The organism is Pseudoduganella sp. SL102 (assembly GCF_027856995.1).
Lineage (GTDB): Bacteria > Pseudomonadota > Gammaproteobacteria > Burkholderiales > Burkholderiaceae_D > Rugamonas > Rugamonas albidiflava.
The window spans coordinates 5371523-5397321 of sequence record NZ_CP115554.1 but is presented as its reverse complement, the minus strand read 5'-3'; the positions used below and the strand labels follow the sequence as shown (position 1 = coordinate 5397321).

General features: G+C 68.7%; 24 protein-coding genes. 5 read left to right on the top strand and 19 right to left on the bottom strand.

Annotated features, from left to right (window positions below; translation table 11 throughout):
• Positions 1-3: 3 nt before the first annotated feature.
• Positions 4-828, top strand: coding sequence for a sterol desaturase family protein (locus OU994_RS22655; RefSeq protein WP_281607788.1), 825 nt, complete (start codon positions 4-6; stop codon positions 826-828).
• Positions 829-838: 10 nt separating this feature from the next.
• Here OU994_RS22655 and OU994_RS22650 read toward each other — a convergent pair whose 3' ends face one another.
• The 8 genes from OU994_RS22650 to OU994_RS22615 all read right to left on the bottom strand — a co-directional run bounded on the left by OU994_RS22650 (position 839) and on the right by OU994_RS22615 (position 14080).
• The gene (locus OU994_RS22650; RefSeq protein WP_281607787.1) at positions 839-4510 is read right to left on the bottom strand and encodes an SAV_2336 N-terminal domain-related protein; all 3672 of its coding nucleotides are present in this window, start codon (positions 4508-4510) and stop codon (positions 839-841) included.
• Positions 4507-5472: a MoxR family ATPase gene (locus tag OU994_RS22645; protein ID WP_281607786.1), complete on the bottom strand. Its 966-nt coding sequence runs from the start codon at positions 5470-5472 to the stop codon at positions 4507-4509. The genes OU994_RS22650 and OU994_RS22645 overlap by 4 nt, the downstream gene beginning before the upstream one ends.
• A gap of 189 nt (positions 5473-5661) precedes the next feature.
• Entirely contained in the window at positions 5662-7734 is a 2073-nt protein-coding gene (locus OU994_RS22640) for a hypothetical protein (protein ID WP_281607785.1), read from the bottom strand.
• A gap of 283 nt (positions 7735-8017) precedes the next feature.
• On the bottom strand, positions 8018-9145 hold the full coding sequence (locus OU994_RS22635; RefSeq protein WP_281607784.1) for a hypothetical protein: 1128 nt from the start codon (positions 9143-9145) through the stop codon (positions 8018-8020).
• Positions 9146-9489: 344 nt separating this feature from the next.
• A complete protein-coding gene (locus OU994_RS22630; protein WP_281607783.1) occupies positions 9490-10242 on the bottom strand; it encodes a hypothetical protein in 753 nt (250 codons plus the stop codon).
• Between the two features lie 113 nt (positions 10243-10355).
• Positions 10356-11780, bottom strand: a complete 1425-nt coding sequence (locus OU994_RS22625; RefSeq protein ID WP_281607782.1) for an alkaline phosphatase — start codon at positions 11778-11780, stop codon at positions 10356-10358.
• 30 nt (positions 11781-11810) lie between these two features.
• Positions 11811-13280, bottom strand: coding sequence for an alkaline phosphatase (locus OU994_RS22620; protein WP_281607781.1), 1470 nt, complete (start codon positions 13278-13280; stop codon positions 11811-11813).
• 95 nt (positions 13281-13375) lie between these two features.
• Positions 13376-14080, bottom strand: a complete 705-nt coding sequence (locus tag OU994_RS22615) for a hypothetical protein (protein WP_281607780.1) — start codon at positions 14078-14080, stop codon at positions 13376-13378.
• 171 nt (positions 14081-14251) lie between these two features.
• Here OU994_RS22615 and OU994_RS22610 point away from each other — a divergent pair, with 171 nt between their 5' ends.
• The 4 genes from OU994_RS22610 (at position 14252) to OU994_RS22595 (ending at position 17590) form a co-directional block, all read left to right on the top strand.
• Positions 14252-14500, top strand: a complete 249-nt coding sequence (locus OU994_RS22610) for a hypothetical protein (protein ID WP_281607779.1) — start codon at positions 14252-14254, stop codon at positions 14498-14500.
• 70 nt (positions 14501-14570) lie between these two features.
• Positions 14571-15374 (top strand): ThuA domain-containing protein, encoded by an 804-nt coding sequence (locus OU994_RS22605; RefSeq protein WP_281607778.1) that lies wholly within the window; start codon positions 14571-14573, stop codon positions 15372-15374.
• 416 nt (positions 15375-15790) lie between these two features.
• The gene (locus OU994_RS22600) at positions 15791-16999 is read left to right on the top strand and encodes a cation:proton antiporter (RefSeq protein ID WP_281607777.1); all 1209 of its coding nucleotides are present in this window, start codon (positions 15791-15793) and stop codon (positions 16997-16999) included.
• A gap of 9 nt (positions 17000-17008) precedes the next feature.
• Positions 17009-17590 (top strand): DNA-binding protein, encoded by a 582-nt coding sequence (locus tag OU994_RS22595; protein WP_281607776.1) that lies wholly within the window; start codon positions 17009-17011, stop codon positions 17588-17590.
• A gap of 7 nt (positions 17591-17597) precedes the next feature.
• Here the strand turns inward: OU994_RS22595 and OU994_RS22590 are convergent, their stop codons facing one another.
• The 11 genes from OU994_RS22590 to OU994_RS22540 are packed head-to-tail and all read right to left on the bottom strand — an operon-like array spanning position 17598 to position 25672.
• On the bottom strand, positions 17598-18926 hold the full coding sequence (locus OU994_RS22590) for a type II secretion system protein GspD (protein ID WP_281607775.1): 1329 nt from the start codon (positions 18924-18926) through the stop codon (positions 17598-17600).
• Positions 18923-19270 carry a hypothetical protein gene (locus OU994_RS22585; protein ID WP_281607774.1) on the bottom strand — a complete coding sequence of 116 codons (348 nt, stop codon included), beginning with the start codon at positions 19268-19270 and terminating at the stop codon, positions 18923-18925. The genes OU994_RS22590 and OU994_RS22585 overlap by 4 nt, the downstream gene beginning before the upstream one ends.
• Positions 19267-19797 carry a type II secretion system protein GspM gene (gspM, locus tag OU994_RS22580; protein ID WP_281607773.1) on the bottom strand — a complete coding sequence of 177 codons (531 nt, stop codon included), beginning with the start codon at positions 19795-19797 and terminating at the stop codon, positions 19267-19269. The genes OU994_RS22585 and gspM overlap by 4 nt, the downstream gene beginning before the upstream one ends.
• A complete protein-coding gene (locus tag OU994_RS22575; protein WP_281607772.1) occupies positions 19794-20420 on the bottom strand; it encodes a PilN domain-containing protein in 627 nt (208 codons plus the stop codon). The genes gspM and OU994_RS22575 overlap by 4 nt, the downstream gene beginning before the upstream one ends.
• Complete coding sequence (gene pilM / locus OU994_RS22570; RefSeq protein WP_281607771.1) at positions 20413-21513, bottom strand: pilus assembly protein PilM; 1101 nt, start codon at positions 21511-21513, stop codon at positions 20413-20415. Before pilM ends, OU994_RS22575 begins: the two co-directional genes overlap by 8 nt.
• Entirely contained in the window at positions 21510-22685 is a 1176-nt protein-coding gene (locus OU994_RS22565) for a diguanylate cyclase (protein WP_281607770.1), read from the bottom strand. The genes pilM and OU994_RS22565 overlap by 4 nt, the downstream gene beginning before the upstream one ends.
• Positions 22686-22708: 23 nt before the next feature.
• The gene (locus OU994_RS22560; RefSeq protein WP_281607769.1) at positions 22709-23620 is read right to left on the bottom strand and encodes a DNRLRE domain-containing protein; all 912 of its coding nucleotides are present in this window, start codon (positions 23618-23620) and stop codon (positions 22709-22711) included.
• Entirely contained in the window at positions 23617-24105 is a 489-nt protein-coding gene (locus OU994_RS22555; RefSeq protein WP_281607768.1) for a PilW family protein, read from the bottom strand. The genes OU994_RS22560 and OU994_RS22555 overlap by 4 nt, the downstream gene beginning before the upstream one ends.
• Positions 24102-24545: a prepilin-type N-terminal cleavage/methylation domain-containing protein gene (locus tag OU994_RS22550; RefSeq protein ID WP_281607767.1), complete on the bottom strand. Its 444-nt coding sequence runs from the start codon at positions 24543-24545 to the stop codon at positions 24102-24104. The genes OU994_RS22555 and OU994_RS22550 overlap by 4 nt, the downstream gene beginning before the upstream one ends.
• A gap of 4 nt (positions 24546-24549) precedes the next feature.
• A complete protein-coding gene (locus tag OU994_RS22545) occupies positions 24550-25095 on the bottom strand; it encodes a Tfp pilus assembly protein FimT/FimU (protein ID WP_281607766.1) in 546 nt (181 codons plus the stop codon).
• A gap of 13 nt (positions 25096-25108) precedes the next feature.
• Positions 25109-25672: a type II secretion system protein gene (locus OU994_RS22540; protein WP_281607765.1), complete on the bottom strand. Its 564-nt coding sequence runs from the start codon at positions 25670-25672 to the stop codon at positions 25109-25111.
• Positions 25673-25799 lie beyond the last annotated feature (127 nt).

Sequence of the window (25799 nt, the reverse complement as noted above, 5' to 3'; positions counted from 1 at the left end):
TCCATGCCGGCACTGCTGAACGAGATCGCCGCCACGGCGCTGCGCCTGTTCGTCTGGCTGGCGCTGCTGACGGCGCTGTTCGTCCCGCTGGAACGGTGGTTCGGCGCGCGCCATCCCGTGCGCACGGGACGCCAGCGGCTGCACGACCTCGCGTACTTCGTGATCAGCAGCCTGGTGCCCGTGGTCGTGCTGGCCGCGCCGATGGCGCTGCTGGCCGCCGCCGCCCAGCACGTGGTGCCTGCCGCGCTGATCGAGGCGATCGGGCGCTTGCCGGCAGCCGCGCGCATCGCGCTGGCGTTCGTCATCGCCGAAGCGGGGTTCTACTGGGGCCACCGGCTCAGCCACGAGCTGCCCTGGCTGTGGCGCTTCCATGCGCTGCACCACAGTACCGAACACATGCACTTCCTCGCCAATACGCGCTCGCATCCGGTCGACATGGTCGTCACGCGACTGTTCGGCCTGGTGCCGCTGTACCTGCTGGGCCTGGCCAGCCCCGGCATGGCGGGCAGCGGCACGCCGGCGCTGCTGCTGGTGGCGGGCACGCTGTGGGGCTTCTTCATCCACGCCAACGTGCGCTGGCGGCTCGGCCCGCTCGAATGGCTCGTCACGACGCCGGCGTTCCACCACTGGCACCATAGCCGCCGCGACCACATCAACCGCAACTACGCTTCCACACTGCCGGTACTGGACCGGCTGTTCGGCAGTCATTACCTGCCGCGCCACTGGCCGGCCGAAGTGGGCACCGATACGCCGCAGGCGCCATCGCTGGGCGGGCAGTTGCTGGACCCGCTGCTGCCGGGTGACAGGGCCGCGCGGGCTGGCGGCTGACCGCTCGCTGTCACGCCGGCCCCGGGTACGTGGTGCCCCAGGGTGCTTCACGGCGCTCATTGCGGATGCGCAGCAGGATGTCCACGGCGGCCGCGGCGCCCTCGGCACCGCCCAGCGCCTGCAGTTCGCTGTCGCTCAGGCGGAGGTTGGCGATGCCCGGCATGGCCGCGTCACCATCCGGCTCGGGCGAGGGGGCGACGTGCCTCGCACGCAGTTCCTCGTAGAGGTGTGCGGCGGTGCCACCGGTATATCCCAATGGCAGGACGAGTGCCCCGCGGCTGGCTGCGACGCGCACCGCCGTCGCGGTGCCACCCCGTCCGCCGATCGCCACCACCGCCTTCGCGTGTGCGGCAAGGTGCTCCAGCACCTGCCCGGCAGGCACCCTGGCAATGGTCCCGGCCTCGAACTGGGCAACCGTTCCTTCTTCCGCGACCTGCCGCAGGCGCTGCGCGAGCGGCACGCCCATCTCGCCGAGGCGGGCGGCGAAATGGCGCGCCGTCATCCGGTTGACCCCCTGCCAGATGCCGGTGACGAGACCGAAGCCGTGCGTCGCCAGCGACTCGCCCAGAAGCCGGCACGCGCGCCGGATATTGCCGGGAAGTTCCGGCTCCGGACGGACGGTGCCGCACACCAGGATCGACATCAGTGCGGGCGGATCGTTCCGTTCGACCCTGGCATCGCCTACCGCCTGGAGTACGACCGCTTCCAGTGCATCGGCATCCTGGAAGAAATGCACGGCTTCGTGGTGGAACGATTTGTCGCGGAATTGCTTGCGGGCGGTAGTGTCGAGCAAATGGAACCATTCCCGCTGGATGAAGACCAGTACCGGTTTGCCCAGCCGGGTTGCCTGGTCATATTGCAGTTCCTGCAGCGGCAGGTTCTCAGGATTCTGTCTTAAATCGAAGATCGTGAGCCCGAATTCCCGGTCGACGACCAGCACGACCAGGTCGCTGCTTTCCATCCGGCCGGACGATTCCCGGACGAAGGGGGTATCGCGCCGCACCGGCTCTTCCAGCACTTCGTGCCCATGGCGCACCAGTACTTCCGCGATGCGCGTCCGGTTGCTGTCGTGGCTGCCCTGCACGCCGCACAGGAAGATCCGGCAGCTTTCCACCGCCGCTGCCTCGGCCGGCACCGCGTCGACGGGTTGGCACAGCGCCGCGATATCGTCGAGCACGCGGTGGATACCCTCGTCGTCCAGCCGCGCGTCCAGCAGGTGTTGCCTGGCTTCCTCCACCTTGCGGTGCAGGCGCGACGGCTCGTCGATGCGACCCGCGGCGACGGCGTTGTACAGCGCCCGCGCCGCCTGGTACCCCAGGAAGGCATGGGCGCGCCTTACTTGCCCGAACAGCCAGTCGATGTACGCCGTGTCGAACCGGCGTTGCAGGTTGACGATGGCGAGTAGCTGGATGCCCGGCGAATCCTTCTGCACCGCCCGGTCGACCAGGGCTTTCGACAGCGGCGCGATGCTGGCCATGTCGATGACGACTCCCTGCAACGCCCGGGTCCGCGTCCCGCCGGGACTGAGGTCGGCGCGGATCCTTTCATACTTGTGTGCCAGTTCCATCAGCTGGATCAGCGGCCCGTGCCTCCCGCCGGGCAGGAGGTCGAGGATGCGCGTCCGCAGCTCGCTTTCCGGGCCGAACAGGGAAGGGCTGTAGTACCAGCCGCGGTTTTCGCCATGGCCGAACCGCACGACGCCATGGTCCGCTGCCTCGGCTTCCGCCAGCACTGGCAGCGCGTCCAGCCAGCTCACGGTACGCTGCAGCAGGCGTCCCTTGCGCCGGGTATTCTCGTCGTCGAGGACGAAGTGCAGCAGGTCGTCCGACGCCACCAGCCAGGTGTGCTGCTTGCGCGTGGAGAAAAGCAGCAGGCTGCGAAGTCCGGATTCGCCGGTGGCGGCGGGGTGCAGCGCCAGCACATGTTGCCGCACCTGGGCTTCGGTGAGGAACGTGCCGGCGGCCGGCCACGCCGGATCCTCCACCGGCTGTACCGGATAGGCGGCCGGCTGTTCCAGCGCCGCTGGCCGTGCGACAGGCGTGGCTGCCAAGTCCTCGTCGTTTTCTTCGTTGGCGTGGGCGGCCCTGTCCCGCAGCGGCCGGAAGTCGCGCCCGACCCGCAGGAACGCCCTGGCGTGCTGGAGCAGGCGTTCCTGCCCGGCGGTATCCGGCGCCAGGGCGGCGAAAGCCCGGTCGGCACCGCCGGCATGCGTTTCCACGTACCGGCGCGCCTGGTCGGCGATCAGCTGCAGCGAGGTGTCGATGCGGTTTTCCTCGCCGATGCTCAGGCTGTCGAGCAGCTCGCCCCGCACGCCGGGGGCGAAATCGTATTCGACCTGGTCCGCCGGGATCGCCGCATCGGCCGGGGAAACCCGCTCGATCAACCCGCTCAGCAGGATCTCGGCCAGGTGGACCTGGGCGCAGTCGGCCATGCCCATCTGCATCAGGCGCATGATCGGCAGGCTCAGCGGCATGCCGGACAGCAGCCGCAGCAGCTGGAAGGCCTGCGGCGAGGCATTCGCGCGGAACGCGGCGATGCGCTGGCCCGGCGGCGGAGGCACTGCTGTGGCCTGTGGAGCCGGCACCATGCCTGTCGCCGGCGCGGGCAGCCGCAGCGCCGGATGCGACACCTGCCGCGTCGCCATCGCGAAGCGCGCCCAGGCCGCCATTCCGGCCGGTTCGAGCGTGGTGACAGGAACCGTCCAGGCATCCGGTGCGCGCTCGAGCTCGCCCGTGAAGGGATGGCGCAGGTGCAGGCGCGAGGTGGGCAGGCCCGGGGCCCGCGCCACGGCATCCTCGCTGGCATCGCCCAGCAGCGTATGGGGCCAGGCATGCGGCGGCATCAGCTGGACGATCGCGGTGGGGCCATGGCGGCCGAGGATGTCGACCAGTTCGGCCAGCGCGGCATGCCGCCACATGGGCGAGGTGCCCGTGGTGACGAACCAGCACAGGCGGCGGCCCTGCGGATCGACCAGCAGCCGCGGCGAGGCAAGCGCATTGCCGTGCGTGGCCAGCACCACCGCACCGTTGCGGATCGTGTAGTGCCACAGCCGGGCGCCACGGAAGGCGCCGTGGCGGGCCAGCGTGCGCCGCAGTTCGACCAGCGTGGTGTCCCAGGCCTGCATGGCGTCGGTGGCTTCGGCCAGGATGGCGACATCGAACCAGCGTTCCGGCGTGGCCCGGTAGACGGGCGTGATGGCATCCCAGTCGGCGCTGGCCTCGGCTGTCGCGACCGGGTCGAGCTCGCGCTGCTGGCGCGACGGCAGGCGGCGCTTGAAGGGCCGGAGCGCCCGTTCCAGCGCGAGCCGCTGCGGCAGCGCTTCGCCGGCCGGCACGCTGACGAACGACGCGGCAACCGTGCCGGCGCCGTGCCCCAGGTGCGCCGCATACAGCGGCACGGACTGGTCGCCGGCATCGCGCCCCGCGGCACCGCCCGGGGCCGGGCTTTGTGGGTCATCCTTCCCGGCTGGCGTGGGCACGGGCGCATGGGCCAGGCCATCCGTCGCTTCGCCGGCAATGGCGGCGGCTGGCGTTTCACCGGTGGCCGCTCCCCGTGCCGCAAGCTGCAGCGCCAGCCAGACGACATCGGCCAGCGCCGTCGCATCGGCCAGTGGCGTGGCATCCGCCGCGCCCAGCGCCTGCAGGTGCGCCCGGCACAGCCTGGCGGCGTCCGACGTGTTCATCCGCCCAGGCCCTGGAACAGCGTCTTGCGAAGGCGCTTGTGCTCCTCGACGGGCAGCGCCGCGCCGGGCGTGACCAGCAGGTAGATGGCGTTGAGCAGCTGGTCGGTTGCCAGCGGCACGGAGGCACGCGTCTTGACGAAATCGGCGATGACTTCGAGGAGCTCGGCGTTCAGGGGCATTTCGGCGAAATGCGCGGCCACGATGTCCTGCAATTCCCGTTCGCCCGGTTCCGGAATCTGGCACTGCACGCAGCGCCGCAGGAACGGCGCGGGAAAATCGCGTTCGCCATTGCTGGTCATCACGACGAACGGGTATTCCGTGAACGTGATTTCGCCGCCGCGCACTTCCACCAGTTCGCCATCGCGCGCGGCGATGCTCACCACCGGGTGGCGGCCCGCCGCGCGCTTCAGCTCCGGAATCACGAAGTGGCCCGTGTCGAGCACGTTCAGCAGGTCGTTCGGCAAGTCGACATCGCTCTTGTCGATTTCGTCGACCAGCAAGGCGCGCGGCGCGTGCCGCGAGGCCAGTGCGGTGCCCAGCGGCCCCAGGGCCAGGAACATGCCCAGTTCGGCGGCCTCGTCTTCCTGTTCCGCTGTGCGGATGCGCGCATTCACTTGCTGGATGTACTGCAGCCGCGCCAGCGCATCGTACTGATACAGCCCCTCCTGGAGCGTGGAGCGCGAGTTGACGGCCCATTCGATGACGGGGCCAAGTGCCAGCTGGCGCGCTACCGAGTGGACCAGCGCGCTCTTGCCGGTGCCCGGCTTGCCCGTCAGCAGGAGCGGGCGGCGCAGGTAAAGCGCCGAGTTCACCGCGTCGACCAGCAGCGGATCGGGAATGAAGGTGCGGGCCAGCACGCTGTCGCGGCCCCGGCCCGGCTGGCGCCACGGCGGTGCCGGCGGCAGCGTGACCTGCTGCGGTGCCGGCTGGCCGGACGGATCGTAGATTTTCCAGATTGCCATGGTGCCTCCAAAAGGGTAACGCCGCTTGGATAAGGCCACCCCAAGTGCAGATTCCGGGGTCAGGGTGGAGTACTGGCTGGTAGGCCAGTACCGCTACGCCGGCAAGGAGCGATGCTCCTTGAAACCCCGGCTACGCCCCGCCTTTCGCTGTTGGGGTGAACGCATGCGCTTTCAATGTGTCGGGTAACGCTACCGCTGTGCCGTCTCCAGATACGTCCAGGTATACGGATTGCGCCTGGGATCGTCGATGAACAGCCAGAGGCTGCACAGCAGGGGATCCGTGCCGCTGCTGCGCGCCTGCTGCAAGGCTTCGGCGATGCGGTGCGGCTGGCCGGGCCACAGGGCGCCGTGGTCGCGCACGAAGGCGCGGATCCGCTGCTTGAATGCCGCTTCGTCGTCGTGCACCTCGCGGGGCCAGCACATCCATGGCGCGCCCCGCAGCAGGGCCGAGAAGAAGGCCGCGCGGTTGCGCCCGAGATCGTCCGGTGCCGGACCGGGGAAGGGAATCCCGACGATGTGGCCTTGCGGCGGATCGCCCAGCCAGCCGATGTCCAGCTGGGGCGTGTTCGCGGTGCACCGCTCGATATGGTCCGCCTGCTGCATCCACGTGCCGGGCTGGAAGCGGGCGGCGCCCTTCATGCGGTCGTGCCAGCGCAGGATGAAGATGCTCTGCGCCTCCAGCCAGGTGCACGTGCCCAGTTCGCTGTCCGTCATCTCGAACAGTGCGCGCGGGCTGCACAGCAGGTCGTTCGGCGCCAGCAATTCCACCACCAGCTTGCTTTCGGCATGGCGCACCTTGGCGACCTGGATGAGTTCATTGACCTGCTCGACGAGCGTGCCGGCAGACGGCGCGACGTGCCAGCCGGTATCCATGTCGTTGTCGAGGTAAAGCCACGATCCCACGATGGACAGGGTGCGCGATGCGCCGTCGTGATGCAGGCCGATCAGCAGGAACACCCGGCTGTCGGCGCGCGGCAGGTGTGCTACCGCGCGATCCCAGCGGCCGGCCAGCCGGGGCACGGTGCGCGCCGCCTGTTCGAAGCGGTCGGCGATGCCCTTGCCGCAGCGCCTGGCGCGCCGTGCGGCCAGGGCGAGCAGCCGGATGCATGAATCCAGGCCCCTGTCTGTCCTTGCCTGGTCGAGCAGCGCGCACAGCAGGGCGGCGAAACTGTCCGGTGGCGTGGCGGCCGGCAGGTTGTCGAGCGCCACCACCTGGTCGCGCAAGTCCTGCCACTCGCGCCACGACAGGCCGATGCCCAGGCACACTTCCTCGATCTCGCGCGCCAGTTCCAGGCGCTGCCAGGCATCGGCCAGAAGTTGGCCGCGCAGGCGGACCTGGTCGCTGGCCGCGCCAGACAGTTGCGCCAGCACGGACGGCAGCTTGCCGTCACGCAGGGCGTCGCACAGGGCCTGGTCCGGGATGCAGCCGGCCGCCGCCAGCCGCAGTTGCTCGAATTCGCCCGCGCTGCAGCGCGCCGCGGCGGCATGGCGCGCCGTCGCCGCGTCATCCGCCACGCCCTTGCTGGACCAGTCGGTGCCCGAGCCGGTGGTCCAGTGCAGCGGGAACGCCCGCGTCGACAGCTGCAGTGCGTCGAAGCGGCGCCCCAGTTCGGCGAACAGTTCGGCGGGCGGCGGCGGAAACACCCGTTCGCCATCGCTCAGCGCGGCGACGACCGTGCGGGAAAAGCCGGTGGTTTGCGTGTCGGCGCTCGCCACCTGCGCGGCGGCGGCGGAAAAATAAAAGTACTGCTCCGTATCGCGGTCGCCCGAACCGCCCAGCGACAGCACGGCGGGATCCGGCACCACCTGGGCGCAGGCATCGAAAAAACCCATCTGGGTGCGCGGATAGGCGTCGCCGCGCAAATGCGTGAGGAGCGAATCGACGTCGATGGCGCGCAGGTCGGCGATCCGCGAATCGGCGCACAGCAGCAGGCGCCGGCCGCGCGCCATCACGCCATGGCTGATCCAGTAGATCAGCAGGGTACCCTCACCCTTCAGGGCGGACAGGGCATCCTGCAGGGCATGCTGGCTGGCGCCGGTGCGCAGCACCCGCTCCGGTACCTGCGCGAGCAGTTGCCGGTATTGCGCGGTGTCCGGCAAGGAACTGCTCAGGACCACGCAGGCTTCCGGATCGCGGCGCGCGATGGTGATGGCCAATTCCACGGCCAGTTTCCCGATCGGTTCGCCGATGTCGATGGACGCGCCGTCGCCCGCGGCAGGCGCGTAGCTTTCGATGGCAACGATCCAGGCGAACGTGGTCATGCGGTGGTCTCCCTTCCCGGCGGTGATTGATGCCGCTTGGATTCAGCCTACCCCAAGTGCAAGCTCTGGGGGCAGTCCACCCCAAGTGCAAACCCTGGGGTCAGACCCAACGGGGTGAAGCAGGGGTTTCGCGAAGCATGCTTCGCGCCTGCGGAACGATGCTGGCATGCATGCCAGCATTCCTTCCTGACCCCAGCCTTTCGCTGTTGGGGTGAACGCATGCGCTCCCAAAGCTCATGTATTCAGCGCTGCACCGGCAAAGCGCCGGCAATCCATCGATGCATCACGGCAGGAACCGTTCGATCTCCGGCCACACTTCCGCATCGTTCCGCCAGTATGCGCCGTGCGACTCCGGAAAGGGCTGCCCGTTATCGACCACCACGTCGCGCGCGATGCCAGGGAACAGTTCGCGCCCGGCATAGGAAAGGAAATCGCGCGGGTCGTAGAAGTTCAGCCAGCGGCGCGGGAAGAACTCGGGCAGGCCGGCGCCGAACGGGCGCGAGGCCAGCGCGTCGATCTCATAGAAGTAGGGCGCCTGCGAGCCGACCGTCACCAGTGCCTCCACCTGGCGCGCGCCGCTGGCGAGCCAGTCGACGGCGGCGATGCCGCCGAGGCTGTGGGCCAGGATCACGTTGGCGCCGCTCCTGGCGGCCTGGTCGCCGATGAAGTTGCGCAGCACTTCGCCGCGCGCCTGGTAGCGCAGGATGTCGCCCAGCGCGGCGCCGGTCCGGTCGTTCAGCGCGGTGCGGCGCGGCAGGGCGAAATCGGTGAGCTTGCCGAGGAACCAGTCGCGCACGCCGAGCGCGGCGCCGCCCAGCGCCGCCTGCAACGCCAGCACCAGTTCGTCGCGCTGGGCGCCCGTGATACCGGGCTCGCCGGCCCGCCGGAGCCAGCCGAGGAACGCGGCCACGACTGCCCGCGACACCGGTGCCGACAGTTGCGCGCGCGTGCCGCCGAGATGCCGGATCGTGCCGGCCCACGTGGGATCGGCGACCAGCGCGCCGATGAATGCCGGCCATGGCGCCGCCAGCCCCCAGGTGGACAGCAATGCCAGCGCGGCCGGTGCTTCGGCGGCATCCGCGAGCAGTTGCCAGACCACGGGGCCCTGGGGTGGCCCGAGCGGCGCGGCCAGGTCGGTGACGCGCAATTCGAGCAGCGGGTCTTCGCTGAGCAGTGTCCAGCGTGCCATGGCGGCGGCCTCGACCGCCCCTGCGGCGGCGCCGTTGCTGTAGCCGGGAATCGAGCACCCGTGTGCGTTCAGGCGCGCGCCGAACGCGTCGCCCCAGTTGCAGCCGACCACTTCGTAGCGGGGCAGGTGCTGCCGGACCTTCGCGGCAATCAGCGACAGCGTCCGGTCGAAACTGGCGCCGCGCACGCCGGTGCCATGGACGAAAAGAATCTTCCTGGTCATCTGGTGGTCCCTGGTCGTATGCAGCGATCGCGGACACCCCGTGGCAACGTCACGGCACGCATTTCGCCGAGAACCCGTGGCAACGCCACGGCACGCATTTCGCCGAAACCCCGTGGCGACGTCACGGCACGCTTTTCGCCGAGACCCCGTGGCGACGGGCACGGCAACGCTTCAGGAGCGGGGTTCCTGTCTTTGCACTATGACAGTCCAGATGCCAGGTTGGCAACCTCGGCGGCACGCCGGACGGAGATCGTTGCCGATCCGCGACTCAGCAGTAACCTCAGCAGTAACCTCAGCGGTAACCTCAGCAGTAACACATGCGGGCACCATGCGCTCCGGTCGACTCAGTCCAGGTAATCCGCGTACTCGCGCTGCGCATAGCCCTTCAGCTTCTGCCATGGCAGTTCGCGCGTGACGCCCGCGGCCACTTTCAGCTCGGTGCGGGTGTAGAAGGTGCCGGCCTTGTCGCCGCTCTCGATCACCAGCGGGACCTGCCGCCGGTCGTCCCACAGCACGCGCTCGTACAGGCCGCCCCGCTCGCGTTCGCGCCAGCGCGCGCCGGGCACGGGGGAAGGGCGCTGCGAAGGCGCCATTGCCCGCAGGCCCTGCGTATCGAGCAGGTGGTAGGCGTGATCCCATGAGCCGTCGAAGCCCACGTTGTCGAACTCGCCCGGCGGAATGGCGATCACTTCCTTCGCGTACGCATCCACGTAGGCCAGGCGCAGCTTGCCGTCTTCCATGGCCAAGTGGCGCGGCAGCGTCACCGGGTTGAAATGCTTGTGGCCGACACTCTGGCGCGCCGCCACCTTGCTTGCCGCCGCCTTCTGCGCCTTGCCCTGTCCGGGCGGATGGCTGCCCTCGTGGGCGTGTTCCTGTTCATGGCCGTGCCCGTGGCCGTGCGAGGTGCCGGGCAGCACGCGCGCGGTCCACACGTGGCCGGCGCGGCGCAGCATGGTTTCCTCGTAGCGCGCTTCGCGCGTCACCCCTTCCGCGGTGACGACCTTGCTGTAGCGGGTAATGTGCAGGTCGAGGTCCGCGCCGGCATGGGCGCCGCCGGCCATGGCGAGGGCGCCGGCCAGCAAAAGAATCGATTTCATCGGATGGTTCTCCGGGATGCACCGCCATGCAAGGCGGTGTTTGACGCGGTCTTGTGAATGACTCTTGTGAATGGCGGGAAGCGGGCCAGGCCCGCCTCCCAAGCCGTGGCGATCTACAGGCCGGATGCGCTCCGCAGCAGGCCGAACACCCTGGTATTGTCCAGCGTGCCCTTGAACGCCTTCGCGCCGGCGCCGGTGGCGAACAGCTTGACGTCGCCGCCGCCGTGGGTTTCGCTGGACAGCCGCACGCCCGTCTCCTGCAGGTAGTTGTCGGCCAGCACGGTGGCGCTGTCCAGGCTGGTGCGCAGGTTGGGGCGGTTCGGGCCATTGCCGAATACCAGCGTGGTGTAGGTGTTGCCGTCGGCATCGCGGCCCGGCTGGTTGTCGCGGTAGCCTCGGTTGATGTCCAGGATCGGATTGCCGCGCTTGGCGTAGCCATTGATCGCCAGCGTGTGATCGTGGTCGGCGGTGACGACGATCAGCGTATTGGCCAGCGTGGGGTCGTTCTGCTTCGCCTTGGCCAGGGCGGCCTTGATCGCATCGTCGAAGGCGATCGTGTCGGTCAGCGCACGCTTTGCGTTGGTGCCGTGCAGCGCGTGGTCGATGCGGCCGCCTTCCACCATCAGGAAATAGCCATTGGTGTTCGACGCCAGCAGGTCCATCGCCTTGACGGTCATCTCGGCCAGGCTGGGCTGGCTGGTGCCTTCGCCCAGCGGCGGCGTGGCGGTACGGTCCAGTTCATATTCGAGGTGGCTGCGGCTGCTGTACAGGCCGATGAATTTCTTGCCCGGGGCGGCAGCGTTCATCTCGGCCTTGCTGGCCGCAACCGTGTAGCCCTTGGCCGCCAGTTCGGCCAGCAGGTTGCGGCCATCGGCGCGCCCCGCGGCGTTGCTGCCGGCCGCGAACGGCGTGAAGTGGTTGCGGCCGCCGCCCATCAGCACGTCCACGCCATCGCCCAGCGCCGGGTTGAAACCGGCGCCGCCCGGCACCAGCTGGGCCGCGATCGCATATTGGGCGTTGCGGTTGCAGATGTGCGACCAGGCGGTGGCCGGGGTGGCGTGCGTCAGTTCCGTGGTGGTCACCGTGCCCACCGCCTTGCCCTTGGCCTTGGCCAGTTCCAGGATCGTCACCGCCGGCGTGCCGTTGCCGGCGGCGCAGTTGTTGACGCCCAGGTTGCCGTTGGCATCGCGGCCCGGATTGGTGGCCACCGTGTCCGGCGACATCGAGATGACCTCGTTGTTCATCTTCACGCCGGTCATGTAGGCGGCCATCGAGGGCGCGCTGTCGGTGGTCTGCGCATCGTTGGAGAACGTCTTGATGCGCGCGGTGCGCTCCAGCGTATCCATCGTCAGGCTGCCGTCCTCGCCGTATTTGAAGATGCGCGCGGCGGTGATGGTGGACGGGCCCATGCCGTCGCCCAGGAAGAAGATGATGTTTTTCGCTTCGCCGGCCGCATGCGCGGCGGTGAACGAAAGTGCCAGCGCAGTGCTCAGCAAGGTACGAGGCAGCGAAGTACGGTTCAGCAGGGTGCGTTTCATGTGTTCGATTCCGTATCGGATTGTTCGTGGTTACAGGCCGGCCGCGTTCTTCACCAGGCTGAACACCTTGGTGTTGTCGATGGTGCCCGAGAATGTGTCCGCGCCCTTGCCGATGGCGCCCAGGAACACGTCGGTGCCGCCATGCGTTTCGCTGCCTACGCCCATGCGCACGGCCGCTTCCTGGTGGTACGTGTTGGCGCTGGTGGCGTTGTCGTCCAACCCCGCCTGGCCGGCGCGGCTGGCCTGCACGCGGTGCTCGCCGTTGCCGAAGCCGATGATCGAATAGGGCGCGCCATCCAGGTCCCGGTCCACTTCGCCCGTGACGTAGTTCTTCACCACGCCCAGCACGCCGGCATTGCCGGCCGCGCTCTTGCCGGTGCGTTTCGCATAGCCGTTCAGCACCAGCGTGTGGTCATGGTCGGCCGTGACGACGATCAGCGTGTTCTTCAGTTCCGGATCGCTGGCCTTTGCTTTCGCGATGGCCGCCTTGATGGCGTTGTCGAAGGCCACCGTGTCCTGCAGCGCCTTCTTGGCCGTGGTTTCATGCAGCGCGTGGTCGATGCGGCCGGCTTCCACCATCAGGAAGTAACCCTTGCCGTTGCGGGCCAGCACATCCATCGCCTTGGTCGTCATGTCGGCCAGGCTCGGTTCCTTCGCCGGGTCGCGGTCCAGGTCGTAGCTCATGTGGCTGGACGTGAACAGCGCCAGCAGCTTGTCGGTCTTCGTGCCGTCGATCGCGCCGAACTCGGCGGCATTCCCGGCCACCGCGTAATTCTTCGCCTTCAGCTCGGCGACCAGGTCGCGGCCGTCGGCGCGCCGGCCGCCATCCTTGACGGGCTTGAAGAACTGGCTGCCGCCGCCCATGATCACATCTAGGCCAGTGCTGCCCAGCGCGCTGTTGTAGCCCGTGGCACCCGGCACGAGGGCCGCGGCGATGTCGTTTTCCAGGTCTCGGTGGCAGATGTGGCTGTAGGTCGCCGCCGGCGTGGCATGCGTGACGCGGGCGGTGGACACCACGCCGGTGCCCAGGCCCTGCGCCTTGGCCAGTTCCAGCAGCGTGGTGGCCGGCGTGCCGTTGCCGGTGCCGCAGTTGTTGCCCAGCCTGTTGCCGGCCGCATCGATGACGGGATCGACGGCCTTCGTGTCCTGCGACATGGAGATGACTTCGTTGTTCATCTTCACGCCGGTCATGTAGGCCGCCATCGACGGCGCGCTGTCGGTCACCTGCGCATCGTTCGAGAAGGTCTTCACGAAGGCCGTTTCCGGCAGCGTGTCCATGGTCAGCTCGCCGTCCTCGCCGACCGCGTAGATGCGCGCCGCCGTCATGGTGGTCATGCCCATGCCGTCGCCCAGGAAGAAGATCACGTTCTTCGGCTGCGGCACGTCGATGCCCGGCGTGGGTGTCGGTGTCGGGGTGGCGGCGGCGTTGTCGCTGTCGCTACCGCAGGCGGCCAGCAGTGCGGTGGTCAATCCGGCGATCAAGAGGGACTTGCGGTTCATGGGATGGTGGGCGGTTGTAAAAAACGCCACTTTAACCATGCAAGATGACCGCGTGATGACGGTACCGCCCGCGCTGGCGGGCCTGCCGGCGCGCCTTACCGATGGAGGGAAGGCTGGGCCGGGCCGGGCGGCGCATCCTTCAGGAACGTCTGCCCGTTGACCAGCCAGGCCACGCCGAACGCGGCCACCGCACACGTTTCCGGCCAGAACACGGACTGGCCTTCCAGCGCCAGGCCCATGAAGGCGATCGCCCCGAACGACAGCAGCATGACGGCGCCACACACCTTGTACACCGCCTTGCGCCGCAATGCCTGGAGATTGTCCGGCGGAGTCGCGGCGCCGAAGCGGAAGAACACCAGGTAGAACGACAGCGCCGCGAAGGTGATCGCGAACAGCAGGTGGTAGCCGAGGATGCCGTGGTTCGAGTAATGCGCCTGGGTGCCCAGGTCGGGATAGCGTGCCAGCAATTCCGCGGCATACGTGGGATCCATCGGGAACAGCGCCGCGCCGATCGCCGCCAGGCCGGCCACCGTGGCGACGATATTGTCGAGCAGGCGCGGTGTGCGGTAGCACGCCAGCAGGGCGCCGGTCAGCACGGTCGCGCCCACGAAGATGTCGCGCATGCTGGTGTAGTAGTAGGCGCTGATCGAATCGGTGGTGCGGATGCCCTCCAGCAGCAGGCCGCCGCCGCGCACCGCCAGCGGCATCAGCAGGCCCACCCAGCCGATCGTGTTGCGCAATGCCAGGTAGGAAACGATATAGTGTCTTTCAACCGAATGGTCTTTCTCAACCGAATGCATGGTGTTCTCCGCGATGCTGTCGCCGCCGGTACCTGGATCGTCGGTAACGTGCATTGTAGGCAGCGTACATTCCAGGCTGTGTGACAGAGTGTGCATTTTTTTTGATTCCTGCGGTGCTACGCTGTGCGCCGGGGCCGGGCATCCGCCGGGCAATACGGGAAAGGACCGCCGATGGGTGCGCCAAGCGTGTTTCAGCAACTCTTCTATCTGATCTTCTTTGTGTTCTGGTTCGGCGTGGTCGCCGTGCCGGTGTGGCGCATCGTGTCCAAGGCGGGCTACCCGGGCGTGCTATCGCTGCTGATATGGATTCCCGTGGTGAACATCGTGCTCCTGTGGGTGTTCGCCTTCATGAAATGGCCGAACGAGCGCAAGGTGCCGCTGGAATATGGCGGGGTCCCCGCCGGAAAATCGTCCGATTGATCGGTTGGCGGGCCGCGTTCACCTGCTTTCACCTTACTATGCAGGTTTGTCATCGAGGAAGGCACAGGCCATGCTGAAATCCATCGCGGGCGCGCTTGCCCTCGCCATCGTCGCCATCGCACCGGCGCGCGCCGAACCGGCCCGCCCGGTGAAGATCCTGATCGTCAGCGGCGGCTGCTGCCACGACTATCCGCAGCAGCGCAAACTGCTCGAAGAAGGCTTGAAGAAGCGCATGGCGGCGGAGGTCAGCCACCTGTATCACGATCCGAAGCCGGGCGAGCAGGCGACCCGCCCCGCGCTGCCGATCTACGGCAACCCGCGCTACGCGGACGGTTTCGACGTCGTGATCCACAACGAATGCGCCGCGGACGAAGACAGCGCCGCCGCGCTGGATGCCGTGCTGGCGCCACACCGCGCGGGCAAGCCGGCCGTGAACCTGCACTGCGCGATGCACTCGTTCCGCTCCGGCGACTGGCGCAAGCCGGTGGCGGCGGGCGCCGGCAACGCGCGCTGGTTCGAATTCACCGGCATCCAGTCCAGCGGCCATGGGCCGCAATCGCCGATCCGGCTGACAGTGGCGGACACCGGCCATCCGGTCGCCACCGGCTTCCAGCCCTACACCACCGCCAGCGATGAGCTGTACAACAACCTGGCCACGTTCGGCGTGACACCGGTGTTGTATGGCGTGCAGCCCGACTCGCCGGTGGCGGCGGACCGGGACAAGCGGTTCACGGTGGCCTGGACCCATCGCTACGGCCCTCACCGCGCCCGTGTGTTCAGCACCACGCTGGCCCACAACGAAGCCGTGATGGCCGATTCCCGCTACCTCGACCTGGTCGCCCGGGGCGTGCTGTGGGCGGTGGGGCGCTTGTAGGTTTCAGAGCAGTTGGTTTCGGATGCGTGCGCCCCAACGCCGAACAGTGGGCTCAGGCCCCCATGCCGTTGAGTTAGCGATACCCGGCACATCGAGAGCGCATGCGTTTACCCCAGCAGCGAAGGGCCGGGGTCCGACCCGCCGGGTCAGACCCCAGGTCTTGCATTTGGGGTGCACTTGATCCCACGGCTTCCTTCCTGCTATCTCTGATTCCTTCGCAACTCCCCAGCCATCGCCGCAATGCCTGCGGCCGCAGGCAATCTTCCCCACGAAGTTCGCACTATCTCCCGCCCCATCACCGCCCGCCGTTGTGGAAACGCTACCACCATTCCATGAAATCGCTTTCAAAAAAATTGACTCTCCGCTACCATTCCCGACAGTACGTAATTACATAACAAATAACGACTAGGAGACACATGAACACCACGGAAGTGTTTTTGCTGGCGATGCTGATGATTTTCGTCGTGCCGTTCCTGATCTGGCGCGCCGGCCGTACCGATTACTTTGCCCCGCTGGCGATCGTGCAGATCATCATGGGCGTCGTGCTGGGCCCGGGCGTGCTGGGTGCCGCGCTGCCCGAATACCACGCCTTCGTCTTCAATCCCGACGTCGTCAAGACGCTGAACGGCATCGCCTTGTGGGGCGTGATGCTGTTCGTGATGCTGGCCGGCATCGAGCTGGACCTGAAGAAGGTGTGGCAATACCGCCGCGAAAGCGCCACCGCGGCCGGCCTGTCGCTGGGCGTGCCCCTGCTGTGCGGCTGTGGCGCCGCGCTGCTGCTGCTTGCCTATCCCGGCTGGATCGGCCCGAAGGCCGCCACCTGGCAATTCCTGCTCGGTACCGGCATGGCCTGCGCCGTGACGGCGCTGCCGGTGCTGGTGCTGCTGATGGAAAAGCTCGATATCCTGCGCCAGCCGATGGGCCAGCGCATCCTGCGCTATGCCAGCCTGGACGACGTGGCCATCTGGGGCGTACTGGCGGTGATCATGCTCGACTGGGAACGCATGGGCCGCCAGCTCGGCTTCCTGCTGGCCTTCACGGTGCTGACGCTGCTGTACCGGCGCCTGATGGTGCGCCTGCGGCGGAGCGACCGCTGGTACGTGGCGCTGATCTGGCTGGTGGCCTGCGGTTTCGGCGCCGACTGGGCCGGCCTGCACTTCATGGTCGGCGCCTTCCTGGCCGGCGTGGTCATGGATGCCGACTGGTTCGGCCAGGAAGAACTCGATAACCTGTTCAAGAACGTACTGCTGGTGATGATGCCGGTGTTCTTCCTCAGCACGGGCCTGAAGACCAAATGGGACCTGGGCGGCTACGCGGTGTTCTTCGGCGCCGGCCTGCTGCTGTTCGCCTCGGTAGGCGGCAAGCTGGCCGGCGCGCACCTGGCCGGCAGGGCGCTGAAGTGGAAGAGCGGCGAAGCATCGATCATCGGCTGGCTGCTGCAGACCAAGGGCCTGATCGAGATCATCTTCGCCAACATCCTGCTCGACAAGGGCATCATCACCAGCGAAACGTTCACCGCGCTGCTGCTGATGGCGGTGGGCAGCACGATGCTGACGATCCCCGTGGTGCACCCGAAACTGAACCGGACGGCCAACCGCGGCCTGGCCGGCCAGGCCAGCTCATAGGAGAACGCCATGGCGCGCAACGGACTCACGAAACACCAGGTCAAGGCGATCCGGGACCAGCTGCTGGCGGCGGGCCGCTATCCGTCGGCCGACGCGGTACGGCAGGCGCTGGGCGATACCGGCTCGAAGTCGACCATCCACAGGTACCTGAAGGAGCTGGCCGGCGAAGACCCGGACAGCGCCGCGCGGCGCGGCGAGACCGAACACGCCTTGCTGGCGCTGGTGGCGCAGCTGGCGGACCGGCTGCATGCCGATGCCGAGGGCAGCGTGCAGGCGCTGCTGGCCGAGCGCGAGCGGGCCTTGCGCCGGAAGGACGAGGAACTGGCCGAATTGCGCCGCACGGTGGCCGCGCTGTCGGCCCGCGTGGCGACACTGGAAGGGCAGGGCACTGCGGGCGCGGATGGAGCTGTGCCCCGCGAACGGCCCGCGCCGCGCACCGGCCGGATCGAAGGCTTCGGCGATTTCGGTACCCTGCTGTCGAACTCGCGCTGCGGCCACCGCGACAGTTCGCCGTTCAGCATCCTGCTGGCCGGCGGCCGTTCCGAGGTCATCGCCGACGGCACCTGGCCGCAAGGGCCGCAGCCGGACTGACGCCGCGTCAGCGCGACGGCGCGATGCGCTCCAGCTTGCGATCGAGCGTACCGGCGCGCTGCTCCATGCCGTGTTCGGCCTGGTGCAGCTTGCGCACGCTGGCGTCGTCGATGGCGATGCCGCCCGCGGGCACGATGCGCGGCGTGATGACGACGATCGTCTCGGTCGTCATGCCGCCATCGTCCGTGCTGGAAAAGGCCTTGCCCACCACGGGCAGGTCGGAAAGGAACGGCAAACCCTGGCGGCGATAGGTGCGGCTGTTCTTGATCAGGCCACCGATCAGCACCGCCTGGCCATCGTTCGCCACCAGCTGCGTATTGACCTCGGTGGTCTTCTTCGAAGGGATGCCCGCCGATATGCTGCCCGAGCTCACTTCCGGCCGCACCTTCAGCAGGATGCGGCCCTCGGCATCGACCGAGGGTGTCACGCGCAGGATCACGCCGGTATCGAGGAACTCGATCGATTCGGACGTGACGTTGTTGATGGTCGTCGTCAGCCGGTAACCCAGCCGGTCGCCCACGTTGGTGGTGGCTTCCTGGTCCTCCAGCGCCAGCAGGCGTGGCGTGGCCAGCGTGTGCACGCGGCCCTTGTTGCTGAGGGCACTCAGGTAAACCTCGATGCTGTTGTTGACCAGGCCGAGGTGGAAGCGCGGGCCAGCCCGGGTGGCGAAGCCCGTCGCGCCCACGATGTCCGGGCCGTTGGCGTTGAAGACGTGCGCCCAGTCGATGCCGAAATTCTCGCTCTGGTCCAGCGTGATCTCCAGGATCTTCGCCTCGATCAGGATCTGCTGCGGCGCCACGTCGATGGCGCGCAGCGCCTGCCTGGCGCGGGCGATACCGGCATCGGTCGATTCGATCACCACGCTGCGGGTCTGCTCCAGCACCGTCACGGTGCCGAGCGCGCCGACCTGGCGGGCCAGGATCTCGCCCACCTTCTTCACGTCGGCATAGCGTACCTTCAGCGATGCCACCTCGATACCGGCGGCTTCCTTCGCGCCGGCCTTCGGGTCGGAGATAAGGAACCCTCCGGCCCGCTCGATGACGGTATAGCCGCCGGCTTCGGCGACGGCATGGATCGCTTCGCGCACCGTCAGGTCGTACAGGTTGATCGACACGTTGCCGGCCACGCCGCGGCCCAGCACGATGTTGATGCGGGCCGTGCGCGAAATCATGTTGAACAGGTCGGCGACCGGGGTGTCGCGGAAAGTATAGGACATCACCGCGGCCGGATCGGGCGCCGCGGGCGTGGCGGGTGCGGCCGGCACGGCCAGCGCAGGGGTGCCGCACTGCAGTGCGCACAGCAGGGCCAGGAGGATCGGTCGGTGCCGGAGTTTCATTCGGGTTCCTTGTTTTCCAGTCCATGCGGGCGGTCCTGCCCGGGGTCGCCCATCACGAGCAGTTGTTGCCGGCCGGCGCGCGCCACCAGCACGCCGCGCTCGTCGATGCGCAGCACGGTGTAGCCGGGGCCACGGTCGCCGGCTGCCACCACGTCGCCGTCGATGTTGGCCAGCGAGCGGGCGCCGTTCAGGATCAGCGCACGCAGGCGCAGCGGTGCCGGCGGCGCTTCCGTCGACAGGACGGCCGCGGCGGCCGCCGGGGCCGGGCGGGCGAACGGGTCGCGCAGTTGCGCTTGCGCGGGCAGGGCGGACGACAATAGAAGGAGGGCGTACAGGTAGTTCATGGTGCGGATGGCGGGCCGTAGATGGCCAGTTGCAGCGTGACCTTGCGCTGGGCGCCGGCATCGCCGGGTTGCAGGTCGAGCTGCACGATGCCGACGGTGGGCTGTGTGCGCTCGAGATCGTCCAGCCAGGCATGGATGGCGGAATACGGCCCGGCGGCGGCGACGTCGACGGTCTGCTGGCGCAGGCCGGCCACGGCGCGGTCCGCACCATGTGCCGCCGAGGACACGGCGACCCCGGCCAGCTGCGCGGCCTCGCTGACCGCGCCGATCAGCGCGAGAGGCGCAGGCGGGACCGCCGGCTGGCCCACTGGACCGGCCGGTGCGGCGGCAACGCGCGTGGCAGCCATGGCCGCGGCCGAGGCCTGCAATGCCGTCAGGGCCGCGCGCTGCTGCCGCCAGGCCGCCAGCGGGCCGCGCACACCGGCGCTCCATGCCAGCATCGCGGCGATCGCCACCACGCCGATGCACACGAGGTTCAGCTGGCGCGCCGGCATCGCCGCCAGGACATTGCGCAGGCGGTCGTTCATGGCTGGTCCTTCCACGCGAGCGTGAGGGTGGCCTGGAAGCCGATTTCACCCGCCTCGGCAGCGCCGCTCGATTGCAGCTGCACGCTGGCCACGCCAGGTGCGCGGCCGAGCTGCGCGAGGAACGCGGTCACGGCGGCATAGTCCAGCGCCTGGCCGGAAAGCTCGACGACGGTACCTGCCGGCGCAAGTTCGGCCGGCGCGGCGGCCGGTGCCGGCTGCGGCGTGCCGGCACCGATTGCGGTACCGGCCGGCGCCTGCATATCGCGCCGCAGCACCAGGCTGGTCAGCCAGGCGCCGGCCGGCAGGGCGCCGTCGATGGCTTGCGCGAATGCCGCCAGTTCGCCCTGGCGCCGCAGCGTGCGCAGCAGCGCATCCTGCTGCGCGCGGCGCTCGTGTTCCGCGAGAGCGGCCGCTTCCCGTGCCTGCTCCGACTGCGCCTGCGTGGCCGCGCCGCGCAGCTGCGCCGCCTGCCGGGCGAATGTCGCCGCCTGCCAGCGCAGCCAGGCGCTGCCCGCCGCGCCGGCCACCACCACGATGGCCAGTGCCACCGCCGTTCGGCGCAGCGTGCGGCGTACGCGGATGTTATCGCGCCAGCTGCGCGGGATCATGTCGATGTCAGCCATGCTGACCTCCACGCAGGGCCAGCCCGGCCGCCAGCGCGACCGGCGTGGCCAGTTCCGCGGCCCGGGCGTCCGGCAGCTCGTGCTCGAACGCGCCCAGCGGATTGAGCAGGTGTACCGGCACGTCGATCAGTTCGCCGATACGCGCGTGGATGTCGGGATAGCGCGCCAGGCTGCCGTTCAGGTAGACCCGGCTGATCGAACTGCCGCGCGTGCGCGACGCCACGTAGACCTGGGTGTGCGCCAGTTCGTCCGCCAGCGCGCGGCAATCCGCGTGCAGGATCTCGCGGATGGCCCGCCCCAGTTCGTCGTGCGCGTTGGCGCGGCCGCCGATGCCGTGCTCGCGCAGCAGGTGCGTGGCCGTGTCGGCCGGCAGGTCGAGCGCCGCGGCGAGGCTGCGCGCAAGCCGGTCTTCGCCAAAATCGATTTCGCGGTCGAGCATCAGGCGGCGCCCCCAGATCACCGTCAGGTAGCTCCTGGCGGCGCCGAAATTGAGCAGTGCGACGGACTGGCCGACCTCGTTGCCGTGCATGGTGCCGAGGAGCCGGCCAATGGCCGTGGGCCCGATGTCGAGCGCGAGCGGCTCCGGGCGGGCCGCTTCCAGCGTGGCCAGGTAATCCAGCACGCGCGGCTTTAGCGCGGCGGCCACCAGCACCTGCCGCTCCGTGCCATCGGCATCGGCGCCGCGTACCTGGTAATAGTCGAGCACGTGGTCGGCGGCGCCGTTGCCCAGCTGCTCGGCGGCCGCCCTGGCCACGGCCTGCGCTTCCGGCTGCCCGGCCGCCACGTGGACCGTGAGCGGCAGGATGCGCACGTCCGCCGGCGGCAGGGCCGACACGACGCGGCGGCCCTGGAACGGCGCAGATCGCAGCGCCGCGTCGACGAAGCGGGCCAGCTGCTTGGGCGCGGCGAACAGGTCCGCGCGCGGCATCGGGTAGCGGACCGAGGCCGCCGCGCGCAGGCGCCAGCGTCCATCGTGCACGTCGGCCTGCACCAGGTTCAGGCGGTTGGCGGCGAAATCGGCGCCGATCGGGCGCACCGCCGTTTGCTTCCCGGAGGCGCGCAAGCCGGCCAGCAGGTCGCTCAGGGACTTCATGCCGTCACCTGCGCCGCGCCATGCCGGACCTGCGCACCGCCGGCCCGCTTGGCCGCGTACAGCAGCTCGTCCGCCTGGGCGTAGGCGGCATCGAGCGTGCAGGCGCCGGCCGCATCGAGCACGATCATGCCGGCACTGACCGTGGGCGGTGGCGTGCCTGGCGCTGCGCCGGCCACTGCGCGCGCGGCGGCGTCGGCCAGCATGCCTTCCAGGCGGGCCGGCACTGTCGGGCCGCCTGCCAGGATGAAGGCGAATTCGTCGCCGCCCAGGCGCACCAGGCATTCCCGTTCGCCATCGAGTTCGCCGAAGGCGGCGGCCAGCGCCTGCAGCACCAGGTCGCCGTGGCGGTGGCCGAACGTATCGTTCAACGGTTTGAACTGGTCGATGTCGAGCAGGCCGAAGCAGGCCGGGGTGCCGCGCTGCGCGTGCGCGGCCACGACGTGCTCGAAGCGACGTTCCAGGTAGCGCCGGTTCCATGCGCCGGTCAAATGATCGCGCTCGGCCAGGCTGGCCATGTCGGCGCTCACGCGCTCCAGGCCGAAGCGCGCGGCGAGATCCTGCTTGCGCAGGCCCAGGGTGCGAGCCACCAGCGCCAGCGACAGCAGCGATGCCGTCACCATCGTGAACTGCAGCGCCCAGGGTTCCACGTCGCCGAAGCGCAGCCGCGTGAAGAACGTCAGCGAGGTAAACATCGCGTAGATCGCCAGACTGGTGAACGCGGCTTCGCGCACGCCCCAGGGCATCAGCGGGATCAGCATGTGCAGCGTGGCCACGCTGAGCAGCACCATCACGTGCAGCCGGCCCGATTCGCGTGCCAGCAGCACGAGGGCGGCGGCGCAGATGATCAGCAGTGCCATCGCCAGCAGGTTCAGGGCCTGGATGTCGCGCACCCGGGCCGCGGAAAAGCGGATGTGCAGCGCCAGCGCGGCGAGCAGCAGGTAAGTATCGGTGTAGGCGCGGCCCAGGCCGAACCAGGCGGCGAAAGCACTCGCCTGGACCAGGAAAAGCAGGGCGGCTGCGGCAAGCAGGGCGACGCCCTGGCGGGTGTCGCGCTCGATGTGCGGCGTGGCGTAGTCGGCGAGTTCCTGGGCGCCGAAGCGCGTCGAGGACCAGAGCGCCGGCAAGGCGCCCAGTAGCGTTCGCAGCGGGGGCGGGGCGGCGAAGAATGGCATGGTGGATCTCATAGGTTGGCCTGCTAGCAGGCTTTGGCGATAGTCAGCCGCAGCACGGGGCGCTGGCTGGCGCTCGCGTCGCGGCTGTGGAACACGGCCGTCGGGCCGGCGGTGGCCGTGCGCAGCAGCATGCCGTAATTGGCAAGGCGGCCGCTGACCCAGCCATCCACCAGGCCGGTCACGTCGAAGGAGACCGTGGCGCCGCTGCTACCGCCGACGGCCGCGGTGACGACCGGCGTGGCGCCGAAGTCGCCGCCGGTCCATCCGGCAAGGTAGAGGCGGGCGTAGCGCCAGGTCGCCGTGCCATCCCACGGCGTCTTCACCCGGTGGACGGCAACGCGCTGCCCGGCGGCGATGGCGCCGCTACGGGTGAGCGTCAGGATGGCGGACAGTACCCGCGTCTCCGTGCTGATATCGTTGGTGGGCCAGAACAGCAGCGCGTGCGACGTGTCCGGCGCCAGCGACAGGCGGGTATTGCTGCTAGCCGGCTGTTCGATGCCGGCTGTGATCGTGGTGTCGATCGCGGCGCCGCCAAGGTCGGCGGACGTGGGATTCTTGTTGAAATCGACCAGGCTGGCCTTCCTGCGTTCGATCGTGCGCTCCGTGCCGTTCGCGGTCTCGCCACGCGCCACGATGTCCAGGTTCTTCGAGCCGACCTTTTTGACGTCGGCCTGGAACGTGCCCGTGCCGAAGGCGGTGGATGGCACCGACGAACTGGTGCAGCCGGCCGCCCCGTTGCTCCAGATGGCCGCCGCCACCGCCGCCTCGGCAAGATAGCGGGCGGCCCGGCTGTCGTAGTCGCTTTTCAAGGATGCGGCATCCATGCCGGCCGCCCGGTTCATGCCGAACGCCAGCGCGGCCAGCGTGGCCAGCAGCAGCGCCACCAGCAGCAGCAGTGCGCCGGACTGGCGGCGGCAGGGCGGCCGGCGCATCATTGCGGATCTTCCGACGGCAGTTTGCCCACGCGCACCGTGCGCGTGCGGGTCACGCTGTTGCCACCGGCGCTCAGCGTCAATTCGATGCCCACCAGCGGCCGGCCGTCGACCACTTCCGGCGTGGTGAGCCGGAGTGCCGTCACGTTGGCGGCGATGGTACTGGTGCCCGTCGGGACGGTGGGATCCGTTTCGACCAGGTCGGTGCCGGACAGCGCGTAGCTCACCGGCGCCAGCCAGGCGGCTGGTGGCACGCTGGCACCCACCGGGAATACCTTCTTTGAGGAGAGCGCGGCCACCTGCATGCCGATGCGGTCCAGTGCGAAGCGCGCATCGCCGTTCAGGTCCAGCGCCGTGCGCACGCTGCGTGCGCTGTCGGCGCCCGTGCGCAGCAGGTCCGCCAGCGGCAGGACCAAAATGGCGGCGATGGCCAGGCCGCCCAGCAGTTCGGCCAGCGTGAACCCGGCCTGTGCGTGGCGTCCGTTCATCGCGTCACCAGCGTCGCCAGCGGGAAAGCATTGCCGGCCCCCGTGTCGGCCAGGCGCACGCCCACATACAGCAGGTTGTCGCCGGCGCCGCTGGTGCCCAGCCTGACGGTGTCGTCGTTGCCGTAGCGTGCGATGAACACGTTGATCGCGGGGCAGGCCGCGTTCGCCGCCGTCGAATAGGCGGAACGTGCCGTCATGCTGCCGGCAGCCGCCAGCAGGCGTGCGTAGGATTCGCCCAGTACCGTTTCCATCCGCGCGGTCACGCAATCCAGGTCGCGGCCCGCCAGCGCCGTATTGCCGGGGGCGGCGATGGCGCCACGCAGCGCGTTCGCGGCCGGCACCAGGCAGACCGACAGCAGCAGCAGCGCGACTACGGCTTCCACCAGCGTCATGCCGGCGGCCGCCCGCCGCGCGGGGCAGGGATGGAACGAATTGGACATGTTGTCAGGAAGTTGTTACGCGGCCGGTCACGCCAACGGTGACCGTCCGCACGGTATTGCCGATGCCGACGACGATGGTGCCGCTTGCCAGCGCCTGTTTTCGCGTCTCCTCGTCGCCGCTGCCGCGCACCGGCATGCCCTTGGCATCGAAAGCCACATCGGCTGCCGAAGCGCCTTCGGAGAACGTGAAGCTGCAGCCGGCCAGGGTTGCGTTGCTGCCCGCCGGTGTCGTGGCCAGCGGTACCGAGTACGGCTGCCGGCTGCCCGGTTGCTGTACCGCCGAGTCATACAAGATAGTGCCGAAGGCCCGCCGGGCGACAACGCGCTCCCGGTTCAGCTGCTGTTCGCAGCGCACCATCCGCAACTCGCCGGTGCGCAGCGCCTCGTCGCGGGCAAAGCGCAGTGCCAGTTCGACTTCGCCGGCGGCGGCGTCGGCCTGGAACTCGGCCACCGGCGCGGCGGAGGGAATCGCCACCGTCGCCGCGATGGACAGCACCGCGCAGACGGCCAGCATTTCAGCCAGCGTGTAGCCGGTCGGTCGCCTGCGCATGGTTTCGGGAAGATCAGCGCAGCGAGTACGCGCGGTTATCAGGATCCAGCGCCGTGCTGTTCATGATGAACTGGCCGGAGACGGTGTCGTAGGCCCAGCCGTTGGCCGCCACGGCAACAATCGGCGCGCCAGTGGTCTGCACGACGATCGCTGCGGAGTTGTTGATCGGCTCATTCGGGATACCCTGGCGCAGGTAAGGGCCGTAGCGGAATTCGCCGCCCGCCACGGTACAGGTCTGGCCCGCACGGTTCGAGGGGAACCGCATTTGTTCCTGGAATGCTGCGACAGTGCCGGCTGCGCCGGTGCCAGGCTCACCACCAGCTGGGCAAGCAACGTTGCCAGTCGAGGCTGCCGCGCCTGGAAAGGCGAAGTTGGTGTGCTGCGCGCGGTATTGCTCGATCGCATTGCGTACAGCGGCCAAGTTGGCATCGAGTGCGGCGCGTTGCGCATCTCCCGCGGACGCCGAAAACTGCGGAATCGCGATCGCCGCCAGGATCGCCAGGATGATCACCACGATAAGCAGTTCGATCAGGGTAAAGCCGGCCGTGGCGGCGCGCTTGAAGGTCATTCGCATCATGTTCTCTGTGGTTGAAAAGCCAACTTCGTTGGCTTTATTGGTAGAAATACGTAATTCCGTAGAGTAACACGAAGATATTGCCGTGCAGACTTAAACTTTCGATTGGCTACTCTACTTGTCGTGCCTG